This is a genomic window from Kitasatospora sp. NPDC048296 (assembly GCF_043201815.1).
Lineage (GTDB): Bacteria > Actinomycetota > Actinomycetes > Streptomycetales > Streptomycetaceae > Kitasatospora.
This window is the reverse complement of the sequence record NZ_JBICZB010000011.1, coordinates 64,055-79,892: the sequence shown is the minus strand read 5'-3', so window position 1 is coordinate 79,892 and position 15,838 is coordinate 64,055. Positions and strand designations below refer to the sequence as shown.

Sequence of the window (15,838 nt, the reverse complement as noted above, 5' to 3'; positions counted from 1 at the left end):
GGGGACGGCTTCTTGCCCGCTGTACCCACTCGTCTTCGACCTTCCTGTCATCGGGCGGCGCCGCACTGGGCAGGCCGGCAACGGTTCGCGGCCGCATGCCCAGGAGAAAAGCGCACCATGCGTTCGTACACCACGAAGCTCACCGTCGCCGCCCTGGCGGCGGCCACCGCACTCTCGCTCGCGGCCTGCGGCCCGGACAACTCGGACCCGGCCGCCACCGGCGGCGCCACCGGTGCGGCCCCGGCCCAGACCGGCGCGGCCACGGGTGCCGCCTCGGGCGGTGCGGCCGGCGGCTCGACCGCCGCCCCGTCGGGCGCTGCCACCGGCGGTGCCGCCTCGGGCGGTGCCGCCTCGGGCGGTGCCGCGGCCGGTGGTGCCGCGGCCGGTGGTGCCGCCAACGGCGGCGCGGCCACGGGCGGCGCCGGTACGGCCGGCGCGTCGGGCGGCGGCGCCGGCGGCGGGAAGCTCCCGCAGGCCGGCACCTCGGTGAAGTTCGGCCAGCCGGCCAGCATCGACTTCAACGACAAGACGTCGAACACCGCCGCCAAGCTGCAGTGGACCGTCACCGGGATCGAGCCGGGCTCGCTCAAGGACTTCCAGGACGCCAAGGCCAACACCGCCGGCCTGGACGGCCGCGCGCTGTTCTACGTCAGCTGGACCATGACGAACCTCGGCGACACCAAGCTGACCTTCAGCGACCCCAGTTCCAAGCTCAAGGTCTACGACGCCGCGGGCAACACGGCCATGTTCGCCAACCCGGTCGGGTCGACCCCGATCGCCAAGTGCAACACCCCGAGCTGGTCCGGCGCCACCAAGGGCGTCGCCTTCAAGGGCTGCGACATCGTCAGCTTCCCGGCCGGCACCACCCCGGTCATGATCGGCTACGGCGACTCGACCGACATCACCAAAGTCCAGGCCGCCTGGACGAAGTGACGTTCCGTCAGAAACGAACGCCTGAACAAGCGGACGGCCCCGCCACCTCGACAGGTGGCGGGGCCGTCCGCTTCGAGCGGGTCGACTCAGTAGTCCTCGTCGTCGTCCTCGATGGCGGCCTGGCGGCCGCTGGAGAGCGCCTCGAAGGCGAAGAACTCTGCCTCGGCCGCGTCCCGGCCCTTCTGCTTCTCGCGGCGGCGGTCGACCGCCGGGCGCTGGGTCTCCATGCGGTGGTCCTCACCACGGCGGCCGAGCATCTCGGCGCCGGCGGCCATGGTCGGCTCCCAGTCGAAGACGACGGCGTTCTCCTCGGGGCCGATGATGACGGTGTCGCCCTCCTGCGCCCCGACCTTCCACAGCTGCTCCTCGACACCGAGGCGGGCCAGCCGGTCGGCGAGGTAGCCGACGGCCTCGTCGTTGGAGAAGTCGGTCTGGCGGACCCAGCGCTCCGGCTTGACGCCGCGGATGCGGTAGGCGCCGTCCTCCTCGGTGATGGTGAAGCCCGCGTCGTCCACGGCCTTGGGCCGCAGCACGATCCGGGTGGACTCCTCGGCCGGCTTGGCGGCGCGCGCCTCGGCGACGATCTTCGCCACCGCGAAGCTCAGCTCGCGCAGGCCCTTGCGGGAGGCGGCGGAGACCTCGAACACCTGGTAGCCGCGCTCCTCCAGCGAGGCCCGGGTGAGGTCGGCGATGTCCTGGCCGTCCGGCACGTCCACCTTGTTGAGCGCGACCAGGCGCGGGCGGTCGTCCAGGCCGCCGTACTCGGCGAGCTCGGCCTCGATGGTCTCCAGGTCGGTCAGCGGGTCGCGGCCGGGCTCCAGGGTGGCGCAGTCCAGCACGTGCACCAGCACCGAGCAGCGCTCGACGTGCCGCAGGAACTCCAGGCCCAGGCCGCGGCCCTGGCTGGCGCCCGGGATCAGGCCGGGCACGTCCGCGATGGTGTAGACGGTGTCACCCGCGGTGACCACGCCGAGGTTGGGGATCAGGGTGGTGAACGGGTAGTCCGCGATCTTCGGCTTGGCGGCGGAGAGCACCGAGATCAGCGAGGACTTGCCGGCGCTCGGGTAGCCGACCAGGGCCACGTCGGCGACGGACTTGAGCTCCATCACGATGTCGCGGGCCTCGCCGGGCTCGCCGAGCAGCGCGAAGCCGGGGGCCTTGCGGCGGGCCGAGGCCAGCGCGGCGTTGCCGAGGCCGCCGCGGCCGCCCTGGGCGGCGACGAAGCTGGTGCCGTGCCCGACCAGGTCGGCCAGCACGTTGCCCTTGCGGTCCAGCACCACGGTGCCGTCCGGCACCAGCAGGACGAGGTCCCCGCCCTCGGCACCGGTGCGGTTGCCGCCCGCTCCGGGCTTGCCGTTGGTGGCCTTGCGCTTGGGCGAGTGGTGGTACTCGAGCAGCGTGGTGACCTGCGAGTCCACGGTGAGGATGACGCTGCCGCCCTCGCCGCCGTTGCCGCCGTCCGGTCCGCCGAGCGGCTTGAACTTCTCGCGGTGCACGGAGGCGCAGCCGTGGCCTCCGTTACCCGCGGCGACGTGGAGTTCGACGCGGTCCACGAAGGTGGTCATAGGATGTGCCTCCAGTGCGGATGAGTCCTGCTTGTTGCTTAAAGCCGAAGGGTGGACCGGAACATTCCGGCCCACCCTTCAGTGTGAGTCTGACGCGACTCGTGAGTCCGCTCGGACTCAGGCCTCGACGGCCACGATGTTGACGACCTTGCGGCCGCGACGGTTACCGAACTGCACCGCACCGGCGGTCAGCGCGAACAGGGTGTCGTCGCCACCACGGCCGACACCGGCACCCGGGTGGAAGTGGGTGCCACGCTGGCGGACGAGGATCTCGCCGGCGGAGACGACCTGGCCGCCGAAGCGCTTCACGCCAAGGCGCTGGGCGTTCGAGTCACGGCCGTTGCGGGTAGAGCTTGCGCCCTTCTTGTGTGCCATATCTCGCTATCCCCTTACTTGCTGACCGAGTCGATGCTGGTGATGCGCACCGCGGTGTGCTTCTGACGGTGACCCTGACGACGGCGGTAGCCGGTCTTGTTCTTGTAGCGCAGGATGACGATCTTGTCGCCCTTGGTCTGGTCGACCACCTCGGCGTGAGCCTTCACGCCGGCCAGGACCCACGGGTCGGAGGTGACGGCGTCACCGTCGACGACCAGAATGGTCGAGAGCTCCACCGAGTCACCCGGCTTGGCCTCGATACGGTCGATCTCCAGCACGTCGCCGACGGCGACCTTGTGCTGGCGGCCGCCTGCGCGAACGATCGCGTACATGCGGTACCTACTTTCCCAACTCGGTCGGAACTCCCGACGCCAGCCACCTGGGTACGGACACAGGGGCCTCCTCCCGTTCGCTCCGCGCGGACGCGGGGCTTCGGGAAGGTGATGTGCTCGGGAGCGTGGCGTAGACACGCCGATGGTCAAGAATACGGACCAGCCGCCCAAGGGGCAAACCGGCCCGTACGGCCCGGGGGCGGGATGGCTCCCGCCCCCGGGCACGGGCACTACTCGGCCGCCGTATCACCCTCGGCGGCCGCGGCCTTCTTGGCCGCCGCGCTCGTCCGCTTGGTCGCGGTCTTGCGGGCGGTGGTCTTCTTGGCCGCCGTGGTCGTCTTCTTGGCGGCGGTCTTCTTCGCGGCGGTCTTGCGGGCGGCCCGCTTCTTCGGCGCCGGGGCCTCCTCGGCAGGCGCCTCCTCCGCGGCCGGGGCCTCGGCGGGCTCGGCGGCCGGGGTCTCGACGACCACAGCCTCCGTCACCACGGCCTCCGCGACGACGGCTTCCTCGGCGGCCTCGGGCTGCGCCTGCGCGACGGCCTCCACGACCGCCTCGGCGGCGGTCTCCGCGGCGGCCTCGACGGCCGGGGCGGCGGCGGCCAGGGCCGCCTCCAGCGCCGCGTCCGCCTTCGCCTGCAGCACCACGATCTCGGCGGCCTGAGGGGCGCCGGCCGGAGCCGTCGCCTTGCGCACCGCGCGGCGGCGGGGACGGCCCGCCGGAGCGGCGGCCGGGGCCTCGGCCACCGGGGCGGCCTCCACCGGCGCGATCTCGGCTGCCGGGGCCTCGACGCCCGGGACCTCCAGGGCCAGCTGGCCCTCGATCTCCTCGCGCACCGGCTCGGCGGCCTCCAGCACGGCCTCAGCGGCCTCCACGACCGCCTCGGCCACCGCGGCCTCAATGGCCTGCGGCTCCTCGTGACCGGCCCCGCCCTTGCCCCGGCGACGGCGCTTGCCGCCGCCCGAGACCTCGCCCGCGACCGCGGCCGGGGCGTGGACGTGGGTGCTCGGCTGCTCCATGTGCACGATCACACCGCGGCCGTTGCAGTGCACGCAGGACTCGGAGAAGGACTCCAGCAGGCCCTGGCCGACCCGCTTGCGGGTCATCTGGACCAGGCCCAGCGAGGTGACCTCGGCCACCTGGTGCTTGGTCCGGTCCCGGCCCAGGCACTCCAGCAGGCGGCGCAGCACCAGGTCGCGGTTGGACTCCAGGACCATGTCGATGAAGTCGATCACGATGATGCCGCCGAGGTCGCGCAGCCGCAGCTGGCGCACGATCTCCTCGGCCGCCTCGATGTTGTTCCGGGTGACCGTCTCCTCCAGGTTGCCGCCCTGGCCGACGAACTTCCCGGTGTTGACGTCGATGACGACCATCGCCTCGGTGCGGTCGATCACCAGCGAGCCGCCGCTGGGCAGCCAGACCTTGCGGTCCAGCGCCTTCATCAGCTGCTCGTCGATCCGGTAGGTGGCGAACACGTCCACCTCGGAGGTCCACCGCTGGAGCCGCTCGGCGAGGTCCGGGGCCACGTTGGAGACGTACTCGTGGATGGTCGTCCACGCCTCGTCGCCGGAGACGATGACCTTGGTGAAGTCCTCGTTGAAGATGTCGCGGACGACCCGGACGGTCATGTCCGGCTCGCCGTACAGCAGCGCCGGGGCGTTGCCGGTCGCGGCCTTCTTCTGGATGTCCTCCCACTGCTGCTGGAGGCGCTGGACGTCGCGGGTCAGCTCCTCCTCGGAGGCGCCCTCGGCGGCGGTGCGCACGATCACGCCTGCGTCGTCCGGGACGATCTTCTTGAGGATCTGCTTCAGGCGCGCGCGCTCGTTCTCGGGGAGCTTGCGCGAGATGCCGGTCATCGAGCCCTCGGGCACGTACACCAGGTAGCGGCCGGGCAGCGAGATCTGGCTGGTCAGGCGGGCGCCCTTGTGGCCGATCGGATCCTTGGAGACCTGCACCAGCACGGACTGGCCGGACTTCAGCACCGACTCGATCCGGCGCGGGCCGCCGTGGCCCAGTGCGCCGAAGTTGACCTCACCGGCGTACAGCACCGCGTTGCGGCCCTTGCCGATGTCGACGAACGCGGCCTCCATCGACGGCAGCACGTTCTGGACCTTGCCCAGGTAGACGTTGCCGACGTACGAGGTGGCCTGCTCCTTGTTGACGTAGTGCTCGACCAGCACGCCGTCCTCGAGCACGCCGATCTGGGTCCGCTGGCCGTTCTGGCGCACCACCATGACGCGCTCGACCGACTCGCGGCGGGCCAGGAACTCGGCCTCGGTGATGATCGGCACCCGGCGGCGGCCCAGCTCACGACCCTCGCGGCGGCGCTGCTTCTTCGCCTCCAGACGGGTCGAGCCCTTGATGGACTGCACCTCGTCCGGGTCGAAGGACGGCTCGGTGGAGCGGCGGCGCGGCTCGCGCACCTTCACCACCGTGCGGACGCCGTCCTCGGTGGTCTCGGCGGTCTCGACGGCACCGGCCTCACCGCTGCGGCGGCGACGGCGGCGACGGCGACGCGACGAGGACAGGCCGGCGGCCAGGTCGTCCTCCTCCTCCTCCTCGTCCTCCTCCTCGGCGACGGCCTCGGCCGACTCCTCGGCGGCGGGCTGCACGGTCTCGGCGGCCTCGAACTCCTCGGCCTCGCCACGGCGACGGCGGCGGCCGCCGCGACGGCGACGGCGGGACGGACGACCGTCCTCCTCCCACTCGCCCTCGGTCTCGGGAGCGGCGGCGGGGGCCTCCACGGCGGGCTCCTCGACGGCCGGGGCCTCGACGGGGGCCTTGACCGGCGCCTCGGCGACCGGCGCCGCGGCGACCGGCTTGCGGCGGGACGGCTCGACCCGGGTACGGACCCGGCGACGGCGGCCGACACCGCTGTACTCGTACTCGTCCTCTTCGCCGCGCTCGGCGGCGGCCGGGGCCTCGACCGGCGCCGGGGCGGCGGCGGGCTGCTGCGGCGCGGGCGGCGCGACGTAGGGAGCGGGCTCCTGGAAGACCGGGGCCTGGAAGATCGCGGTGGCCGGGCGGACCGCGCGGCGGCGCACCCGGTGGGGCGGCTCGGCCTCGGCGGCCGGAGCGGGGGCGGGGGCCGGCTCGGCGGCAGCGGGCGCCTCGGCGGCGGGGGCCTGGACGGCCTCCTCCTCGGCGGGCTCCTCCTCGGCGGCGGGCTCCTCGACCGGGGCCTCGACCACCGGCGCGGCCTCGACCACGCGACGGCGGCGGGCGCGGCGGGCCGGAGCGGCGGGGGCCTCCTCGGCCACCGGCTCGGCGGCGGCGGGCTCCTCGGCGGGGGCCTCGACGACGGGCGCCTCGGCGGCGGGGGCACCGGCCGGGGCCTCGGCGCGCTTGCGGGTGCGGCGGGCCCGGACGGGCTTCTCCGCCTTCTCCGCCTTCTCGTCCTTCTTCGCGGCCTTCCCGGCCGACTGGTCCTTCTCCGTCACCGGGGCCTCGTCGGCCGTTGGCGCGGTGACCATGATCGCGGTCGCCTCCGGCGCACCGGCCGGGGCCTCGGCGCGCTTGCGGGTCCGGCGGGCCCGGACCGGCTTCTCGGCCACCGGGGCCGGCTCGGCCGCCGGAGCCGCCGCGGCGGGCGCCTCGTGCGTCTCGGCCGGCAGGACCGTCTCGGCCGTCTCGGCGGCCGCACCCTGCGGGGTGCCCGCCGGGCGGGACACCGCCCGGCGACGACGGCGCGGCGGCGCGGCGGACGCGCCCTCGCCGCCGGTCGCGGCGGTTTCGTTCTGTTCCGTGGCCGCAGCCTGCTGCGGATCGGTGTTCTCGAGCATGCGGGTGGATCTCCCGTCAGGCCCCCGGGCTCCACATCCGGGCACGGCACGGCACCAGTGGGCGGCCGGCATCGCGACGATGCTCGGGCCGGACCCTTTGACGGTGCCGCCGCGCGGACGCGAGGCCGCACAGGGGCTCGTAGTCTCGCTCGGCGCCCCACGCTCGGCGGGGTGTCGAAAGTCTTCTGGTCTGACCAGTCTTCTGAGGTTTTCCCAAGCTGCGCCATCCCCCAACCCCGGGTGGCTCCCGGACGGGGCCCCGGGCCCACCGACCGTCCTGGTCGGCGGGCCCCGAGTGGCCTGCCTGTGCTGCGACGACGCTCGCTCCCCTGGGGAGCCGCGGGAACCCTGGAGGACCGTCGGGCCCAGTGAGGCACTGGACCCGGCCTCCGCCCACTAGGCGGACGCGGTAGCGCGCGGCCCGGCGGCCGTTTCTCAGCCGGCCGGGGCCGCGGCGCGGTCGAGCGCCAGCGGGTCGGTCACCGTGCCGGACTCCTCGTCGAGCGGCCCCTGCGCCAGCCTGGTCACCTCTGCGGGGACCGGCGGCGCCAGGTCGGCCGTCGCACGGAGACCGGACAATACGTCGTCGGGTCGTACGGCGGGTGTGGCGTGTCGTACTACCAGGCGCAGTATCGCACAGGGACGGCCGGTCCGAACATCGCGGTCGGTTCCGGAGCCTGTGTCCGCACCGCCGTCGACCTGCGGCTCGACGACCGCGAGTGCGGCCACCGCACCCCGCGCGTCGAAGACCCGCACGCCGTTCTTGGTCCGGCGCTCGACCTCGACCATCTCCTCGGCGAGGAACTTCTCCACCGCCTGGGCCGCCTCGGCCGGCTCGACGCCGTCCAGCCGGAGCAGCCACTCCGAGGCCTCCAGGCGCTCCACGAAGTTCGGCGTGCGGACCTCGACCGCGTCGATCACGTCCAGGCCCGTCGGCAGCGAGCCGTCCAACTGCGCCCGCAGCTGCTCGGGGTCGCGCGCGGCGGCCAGACCGATCTCCAGGTACTCCGCCTCGCTCGCCACCCCGGTCGGGGCCGCGTTGGCGTAGGAGACCTTCGGGTGCGGGGTGAAGCCGGCCGAGTAGGCCATCGGAACGGCGGACCGACGCAGGGCGCGCTCGAAGGCGCGCTGGAAATCGCGGTGGCTGGTGAAGCGGAGCCGGCCGCGCTTGGTGTAGCGGAGACGAATCCGCTGCACCGTCGGCGCGGGCGGCGGACCGTCGGGCGTACGGCGTGCCAGGGTCGCTCAGTCCTTTAGTCAATTGTCCCCGTCCGGCGCGGCTCATTCCCGCCACTGCCCGGACTCTGTCACCTCAAAGGGTACGCGCCCCGCCGCACCCCTCGCTCCGCCCCAGGTCAGCCACAGCCCTCGGCCCCCGCCCGGAACGCACCGGACGGGGGCCGAGGGGTGTACGACGCCTACTTGTTGACGACCGTCAGCGGCAGCATCTTCTTGCCGGTGGGGCCGATCTGGATGTGGGTGTCCATCTGCGGGCACACGCCGCAGTCGAAGCACGGGGTCCAGCGGCAGTCGTCGACCTCGACCTCCTCCAGGGCGTCCTGCCAGTCCTCCCACAGCCAGTCCTTGTCGAGGCCGCTGTCCAGGTGGTCCCAGGGCAGCACCTCCTCGTAGGAGCGCTCACGCGTGGTGTACCAGTCGACGTCGACGCCGGTGCCGGCCAGGCCCTTGTCGGCGCAGGCCATCCAGCGGTCGTACGAGAAGTACTCGCGCCAGCCGTCGAAGCGGCCGCCGTCCTCGTAGACGGCGCGGATGACGGCGCCGACCCGGCGGTCGCCGCGGGACAGCAGGCCCTCGACGATGCCCGGCTTGCCGTCGTGGTAGCGGTAGCCGATGTTCTTGCCGTACTTGCGGTCGCCGCGGATCGAGTCGCGCAGCTTGGCCAGGCGGGCGTCGGTGGCCTCGGCGGAGAGCTGCGGGGCCCACTGGAACGGGGTGTGCGGCTTGGGCACGAACCCGCCGATGGAGACGGTGCAGCGGATGTCGTTCTGGCCGGTGACCTCGCGGCCCTTCTGGATGACGTTCTTCGCCATCTCGCCGATCTGGAGCACGTCCTCGTCGGTCTCGGTGGGCAGGCCGCACATGAAGTACAGCTTCACCTGGCGCCAGCCGTTGCCGTAGGCGGTGGCGACGGTGCGGATCAGGTCCTCCTCCGACACCATCTTGTTGATCACCTTGCGCATGCGCTCACTGCCGCCCTCGGGGGCGAAGGTGAGGCCCGAGCGGCGCCCGTTGCGGGACAGCTCGTTGGCGAGGTCGATGTTGAAGGCGTCGACGCGGGTGGACGGCAGCGACAGACCGATCTTGTCCTCGGTGTAGCGGTCGGCCAGGCCCTTGGCGATGTCGCCGATCTCGGTGTGGTCGGCGCTGGACAGCGACAGCAGGCCGACCTCCTCGAAGCCGGTCGCCTTCAGCCCGCGCTCGACCATCTCGCCGATGCCGGTGATGCTTCGCTCCCGCACGGGGCGCGTGATCATGCCGGCCTGGCAGAAGCGGCAGCCACGGGTGCAGCCGCGGAAGATCTCCACGGACATCCGCTCGTGCACCGTCTCCGCGAGCGGGACCAGCGGCTGCTTCGGGTACGGCCACTCGTCCAGGTCCATCACGGTGTGCTTGGACACCCGCCACGGCACGCCCGGGGCGTTCGGCACGACGCGGCCGATCCGGCCGTCGGCCAGGTACTCCACGTCGTAGAACTTCGGGACGTACACCCCGCCGGTACGGGCCAGGCGCAGCAGCAGCTCGTCGCGCCCGCCGGGGCGGCCCTCGGCCTTCCAGGCACGGATGATCTCGGTGATGTCGAGCACGGCCTGCTCGCCGTCGCCGACCACCGCGCAGTCCAGGAAGTCCGCGATCGGCTCCGGGTTGAAGGCCGCGTGGCCGCCGGCCAGGACGATCGGGTCCTCGTCGGTGCGGTCCTTGGCCTCCAGCGGGATGCCGGCCAGGTCGAGCGCGGTCAGCATGTTGGTGTAGCCGAGCTCGGTGGAGAACGACAGCCCGAAGACGTCGAAGGCCTTCACCGGGCGGTGGGCGTCCACGGTGAACTGCGGGACGCCGTGCTCACGCATCAGCGCCTCGAGGTCCGGCCAGACGCTGTAGGTGCGCTCGGCGAGCACGCCCTCGCGCTCGTTGAGCACCTCGTAGAGGATCATGACGCCCTGGTTGGGCAGCCCGACCTCGTAGGCGTCGGGGTACATCAGCGCCCAGCGGACGTCGCAGGCGTCCCAGTCCTTGACGGTCGAGTTGAGCTCGCCGCCGACGTACTGGATCGGCTTCTGGACGTGCGGGAGGAGGGCCTCCAGGCGTGGGAAGACCGATTCGACAGTCATGTACTAGGAACCCTTACGACGTGATTCGATGCCGCGAGCCGGCACGGGAGGGGTGACCCTCAAGGGTAGCCCAATCCGGGGAACGGCCCGTCTGCCCGGGCCCCGCCGGAACCGGACCCGGCCGCCCCGTCCCGAACCGGACCCGGCCGCCCCGTCCCGAACCGGACCCGGCCGCCCCGCGGTGCGCTCCGGCGCGATCAGCCCCGTCCACAGCCGCCCGTACCCGCCCCGGCACGCACGGTGCGCGCCCGCCGCCCGGCGCCGTCCGCCGTTGACACGCCCGGACCGCCCGTGCGGTACTGACAGGGTCCTGCCCAAGGCCCTGCACCCCTTCCGGAGACGGGAGTTGGGTCGTACGCTCGGCCAACGCCGACTCCCCCGGCGGCCCGTCTCGCCCAGCACGACCTCCCCCGTCCCCCGCGAGGCCCCCTCCCCCGGCCCCGCAGAGCCCGTCCCCGGCCCGCAGGCCGCGTCCGGTGGTGCGGCACGCCCGCGTCCCGGCGGCCGTACGACCGGTCGCAAGGAGAACCATGACCGACACCGGTCGGCGGGTCCGGCCCCTGCGGATCCTCGACACCGGGCCGGCCCGCTACCCCACGCAGGCCCAGGCCGAATCCGCGGCCCGACGGCTCGCCCTGCGCCGCCCGGACCGCTGCCGGCTGCGCGAGGTCGGCCGCTCCCGGGCCGGGCGTCCGCTGCTGCTGCTCTCGGTCGACCGCGGCCCGCGCGCCGTCCTGGCGGTGGGCGGGCCGCACCCCAACGAGCCGGTCGGCACCGCCGCCGCGGTCCGTCTCGCCGAGGTCCTGCTGGAGCGCCCCGCCCGGCCCGGCCTGTCCTGGCACCTGCTGCTCTGCCTGGACCCGGACGGTGCCGCGCTGAACGCCGGCTGGCTGGACGGCCCGCTGACCATGGCCCGCCACTACGAGCACTTCTTCCGGCCCGCCTTCGAGGAACAGCCCGAACTGCTGCCCGCGCCCGGCTCGGGCCGCCCGCCGATGCCGGAGAGCCTGGCGCTGACCGGGCTGATCGACGAGCTGCGCCCGTTCCTGCAGTGCTCGCTGCACGGGGTGGACTTCGGCGGCGCGTTCGTCCAGCTGACCAGCCCGGTGCCGGGCCTGTCCGAACGCTTCGCCCGCTCCGCCGAGCGGGCCGGCCTCCCGCTCGACGTGGACTCCTACGACGCCATCGGCTGGGCCAGCCCCGCCCCCGGCACCTACCTGATGCCGAGGCGCGGCAGCGAGGGCACCTCGCGGGCGCTGCCGGACGAGCCCGAGCTGTCCACCTGGTCCTACGCGGCCCGGTACGGCGCGGTCACCGCCGTCCTGGAGGTCCCGATGTGGGCGGTGGACGCGGTCGGCGACGCCCGCCCGCACCCGGCCGGGCCGCAGGCCGTCGGCGAGGCCGCCCGCGAGCTGACCGCGCGCACCGCGGAGCTCAGCACGCTGCTCGCCCGGGTCCCGGCGCAGGCCCGGGAGGCGCACGGCGCGCTGGTGCGCACCGCCGAGTTCAACCTGGCGGTCGCCCCGCGGGTCGCCGACGAGTGGCTGGAGCTGTGGTGCCCGCGCCCGCTCAGCGCCTCCCGGGCGACCACCGCCGGGCTGGTCGCCGCCCGGCTGCCACTGCGGGTCGCCTCGATCCTGCTGCGCCTGCTCGCGGACGCCCGCGGCCCGGACGCCGATGCCGCCCGGGAGCGCGCCCGCGCCGTGGTCGCCGACAGCCTGGACCGGCTGCGCCACCGCTTCGGCGCCCGCTGGGTCCCGGTGCAGGAGCAGCTGGCCCACCAGACCCGGGCGGTGCTCACCGCCGCCGACTGCCTGCTCCACACGGCCTGACGGATCGTCAACTCGCTTCAACGGCAAGGAAAAGGGCCGGTCCGGGACGAACCCGGACCGGCCCCGACAGCAAGCGGGCTCAGGCCGCTATCGGCCGCTGGCTGCGCACCGCCTGGAGCAGCCCGACCCCGATCCAGACCGCGAACATCGAGGAGCCGCCGTAGGAGACGAAGGGCAGCGGGATGCCCGCGACCGGCATGATGCCCAGGCACATCCCGATGTTCTCGAAGGCCTGGAAGGAGAACCAGGCGATGACCCCGGCCGCCACGATCGTCCCGTACAGGTCGGTCGCCTGGCGGGCGATCCGGCAGGCGCGCCACAGGATCACGCCGACCAGTCCGATTATCGCGAGCGCGCCGACGAAGCCCAGCTCCTCACCGGCGACGGTGAACACGAAGTCGGTCTGCTGCTCCGGCACGAACTGCCCGACGGTCTGCGTCCCGTGGAACAGCCCCTTGCCGGTCAGTCCGCCCGAGCCGATCGCGATCCGGGCCTGCGCGGTGTTGTAGCCGACGCCGTTCGGGTCGAGCTGCGGGTTGGCGAAGGCGGCGAAGCGGTCGATCTGGTACTGGCTCAGCAGCCCGAGCTTCCAGATCGCGATGCTGCCGCCGACGCCGACCGCGAGGATGCCGAGCACCCAGCGGTTGGCCGCGCCGGAGCCGAGCAGGATGCCGAGCACGATCGCGGACATCACCATGGTCGACCCGGCGTCCGGCATCAGCAGCACCAGGCCCATCGGCAGGCCGGCCCAGATCAGGCCGCGGAACACCGAGCGGTGCGAGGGGAACTCCCGCTCCCCCGCGTCCACCTGGTCCGACAGCACGACCGCCATCGACAGCACGATCCCGAGTTTCGCGAACTCGGCGGGCTGGATCGAGAAGCCGCCGCCGAGCTGGATCCACGAGTGCGCGCCGTTGACGGTCGAGCCGATCGGGCTGAGCGTCGCCATCAGCAGCAGGATCACGGCGACGTAGACGAACGGCACCAGGGTGCGGACGCGCCGGGCTCCTATCGCTATCACCACGGCGCACAGCACCAGGCCGATCACGAAGTTGGTCAGGTGCCGGTAGAGGAAGTACTGCGGGTCCCCGTGGGTGAGGTTGTCGCGCCCACGGGTGGCCGACCAGACCAGCAACGAGCTGCCGAGCGAGAGGGCCAGCGCGGCCAGCAGCAGTATCCAGTCCAGCCGCCACAGCGGCGAGTCCTTGGCCAGGGCCTTGGAGACCCCGGTGCGCTGCGGGCTCAACCGCAGCTGCCGGTACGAGCCGTAGGAGTTCATGCCCGTCCCCTTCCCGCGCGGTTCGGTTCGAGCGCGGCATCGGCCACGGTGTACGACGCGGGGCTGTCGGACGGCGGCGCCGGATCGAGCCAGGCCGTCGCGGGAGCCGCGTCCGCCAGGGCGAACCGGGTGAACTGAACGGGCTGCGCGGCCTGGACGGGCTGCACGGCCTGCGCCGGGCCGGCGGCCGGCAGCACCGGGGCCGGGGCGACCGCGCCCGGCGCCGGGTCGACCGTGTACGAGGCCGGCTTGATGATCGCGGTGCCGTCCGGGTTGAACTTCGGCAGCTCGCTCTGCGGCGTCGGCAGCAGCGCCTTGCTGTTGTCGATGTTGCCCTTGTCGTCCACGCCGTACAGCGCCTGGTAGATCCGGCGGATGGCGTCACCGGAACCGCCGGAGCCGGTGCCGCCCTGGCTGATCGTCATGACGATCGCGTAGTCCTTGCTGTACGTGTCCAGCCACGACGTGGTCTGCTTGCCCTCGACCTCGGCGGTGCCGGTCTTGGCGTGCAGCGCGATCTTGTCCTGCGGCCAGCCGTTGAACTTCCAGGCGGCGGTACCGCTGGTGATGACGCCCGCGGTGGCCTGGTCGATGTAGCTGAGCAGCTTCTGGTCGCCGGGGAACTTGGCGTCCTCGTGCGGGGCGATCTCGCGGACGAGGTCCCCGCTCGGGCTTATCACCGCCTTGGCGATGGTCGGCCGGTAGAAGGTCCCGCCGTTGGCCAGCGCCGAGTAGATACGGGCCATCTGAACCGGGGTGACGAGCGTGTCGCCCTGGCCGATCGCGTAGTTGACGGCGTCACCGGCGCGCATCTGGTAGCCGTCGACGCAGTTCTCCCGGGCGATCTGGTCGGAGAAGCTGTTGCCGCCCTTCTGCGCCTGCGCGCACCAGGCGTCCTTGTTGTTGTCGTAGAAGGACTGCTTCCACTGCCGGTCCGGCACCCGGCCGGGGACCTCGGCCGGCAGGTCGACGCCGGTCTTGGCGCCGAGGCCGAACTGGTGGGCGGCCTTGAAGAACCAGTCGCCCGGGTCCTTCTTCGGCTTGATGCCGCCGTCCTTCATCCACTGGTCGTACGCCAGGCCGTAGAAGACGGTGTCGCAGGAGACCTCCAGCGCCTTCTCCAGGGAGATGGAGCCGAAGTTCTCGCTCTCGAAGTTCTTGAACTCGCGGCCGCCGATGGTCATGGCCTTCGGGCACGAGTAGGTCCCGTCCAGCGAGTAGCCGGCCTCCACGGCGGCGGTGGTGGAGATGACCTTGAAGGTCGAGCCGGGGGCGGACTGACCCTGTATGGCCCGGTTCAGCAGCGGGAAGTTGGAGTCCTTGCTGGTCAGCGACTGGTAGTCCTTGCCGCTGATGCCGCCCACCCAGAGGTTCGGGTCGTAGGTCGGGGCGCTCGCCATCGCGATGATCCGCCCGGTGTGCACGTCCATCACGACGGCGGCGCCGGAGTCGGCCTCGTAGTTGCGGTTGGTGACCTTGTCGAAGGTGTTCCGGGCGTCGGCCATGGCCTGCGCCAGGTTGTCCTCGACCACCTTCTGCACCCGGGCGTCGATGCTGGTGACCAGGTTGTTGCCGGTCTGCGGGGCGACGGTGCCGGCGGTGCCGATCACCCGGCCGAGGTTGTCCACCGCCAGCTTGGTGATGCCGGCGGTGCCGCGCAGGTCGCGGTCGTACACCGACTCCAGGCCGGCCCGGCCGATCTGGTCGGCCGGCAGGTAACGGTCCAGGCCGCTCTTGTCGGCGGTCTTGCTGACCTCGTCGTCGGTGACCGGCGAGAGGTAGCCGAGCACCTGGGCCAGGTTGGCGCCCTCGGCGCCGGTGTAGCGGCGCACGGAGGTGGGCTGCGCGGTGATCCCGGGGAAGTCCTCGCGGCGCTCCATTATCTGCATCGCCTGCTGGGTGGTCGCCTCCTTGGTGACCGGGATCGGCTGGTACGGCGATCCGTTCCAGCAGGGCTGCGGGGTCTTGGCGTCGCAGAGCCGGACCTTCTCCTGCACGTCCTTGGCCGGCATGCCGAGCACCTCGGCGAGGCGGCCCAGCACCGCCTTGCCGCCGTCCTTCTGCTGCAGCAGCGAAGTACGGCTGACGGACACCACCAGCCGGGCCTCGTTGCCGGCCAGGATCCGCCCGGAGGCGTCCAGGATCTCGCCGCGGACGGCCGGCTCGACCACCTCGCGGATGTGGTTGCCGGTCGCCTTGGCGGTGTACTCCTTGGCGTTGCGGATCTGCAGGTACCACAGCCGCCCGCCGAGGGTGGCGAGCAGCGACAGCACCAGGATCTGCAGCACCACCAGACGGATCGTCACCCGCCGGGTTCGGCCGGTCTCGGGGATGTTGCTCACGTCTCGTGCGCTCCAGGATGCGGGAAAGTCGGGAGTTCGGGGGCCTGGGCGGGC

General features: G+C 72.8%; 10 protein-coding genes. 2 read left to right on the top strand and 8 right to left on the bottom strand.

The features are described from left to right. Window positions 1-117 precede the first annotated feature (117 nt). Window positions 118-933 (top strand): hypothetical protein, encoded by an 816-nt coding sequence (locus tag ACGF12_RS09860; protein WP_393027721.1) that lies wholly within the window; start codon window positions 118-120, stop codon window positions 931-933. 86 nt (window positions 934-1,019) lie between these two features. On the opposite strand, the gene obgE is transcribed toward ACGF12_RS09860, so the two are convergent. The 6 genes from obgE to ACGF12_RS09830 all read right to left on the bottom strand — a co-directional run bounded on the left by obgE (window position 1,020) and on the right by ACGF12_RS09830 (window position 10,331). Next, a complete protein-coding gene (gene obgE, locus ACGF12_RS09855; RefSeq protein WP_393027719.1) occupies window positions 1,020-2,498 on the bottom strand; it encodes a GTPase ObgE in 1,479 nt (492 codons plus the stop codon). Window positions 2,499-2,615: 117 nt separating this feature from the next. Continuing rightward, entirely contained in the window at window positions 2,616-2,873 is a 258-nt protein-coding gene (rpmA, locus tag ACGF12_RS09850) for a 50S ribosomal protein L27 (RefSeq protein ID WP_030058248.1), read from the bottom strand. Window positions 2,874-2,887: 14 nt separating this feature from the next. Continuing rightward, window positions 2,888-3,205, bottom strand: coding sequence for a 50S ribosomal protein L21 (gene rplU / locus ACGF12_RS09845; protein WP_030233759.1), 318 nt, complete (start codon window positions 3,203-3,205; stop codon window positions 2,888-2,890). A gap of 230 nt (window positions 3,206-3,435) precedes the next feature. Next, on the bottom strand, window positions 3,436-6,984 hold the full coding sequence (locus ACGF12_RS09840) for a ribonuclease E/G (protein ID WP_393027717.1): 3,549 nt from the start codon (window positions 6,982-6,984) through the stop codon (window positions 3,436-3,438). A 435-nt stretch (window positions 6,985-7,419) separates the two neighbouring features. Continuing rightward, the gene (locus ACGF12_RS09835; protein ID WP_393027715.1) at window positions 7,420-8,181 is read right to left on the bottom strand and encodes a TIGR03936 family radical SAM-associated protein; all 762 of its coding nucleotides are present in this window, start codon (window positions 8,179-8,181) and stop codon (window positions 7,420-7,422) included. Between the two features lie 221 nt (window positions 8,182-8,402). Next, window positions 8,403-10,331: a TIGR03960 family B12-binding radical SAM protein gene (locus ACGF12_RS09830; protein WP_393027713.1), complete on the bottom strand. Its 1,929-nt coding sequence runs from the start codon at window positions 10,329-10,331 to the stop codon at window positions 8,403-8,405. Window positions 10,332-10,861: 530 nt separating this feature from the next. On the opposite strand from ACGF12_RS09830, the gene ACGF12_RS09825 reads away from it, so the two are divergent. Continuing rightward, window positions 10,862-12,163, top strand: a complete 1,302-nt coding sequence (locus tag ACGF12_RS09825) for a M14 family zinc carboxypeptidase (protein WP_393027711.1) — start codon at window positions 10,862-10,864, stop codon at window positions 12,161-12,163. A 79-nt stretch (window positions 12,164-12,242) separates the two neighbouring features. Here the strand turns inward: ACGF12_RS09825 and rodA are convergent, their stop codons facing one another. Further along, a complete protein-coding gene (rodA, locus tag ACGF12_RS09820; RefSeq protein ID WP_393027709.1) occupies window positions 12,243-13,442 on the bottom strand; it encodes a rod shape-determining protein RodA in 1,200 nt (399 codons plus the stop codon). Then, on the bottom strand, window positions 13,439-15,784 hold the full coding sequence (gene mrdA / locus ACGF12_RS09815; protein ID WP_393027707.1) for a penicillin-binding protein 2: 2,346 nt from the start codon (window positions 15,782-15,784) through the stop codon (window positions 13,439-13,441). Before mrdA ends, rodA begins: the two co-directional genes overlap by 4 nt. Window positions 15,785-15,838 lie beyond the last annotated feature (54 nt).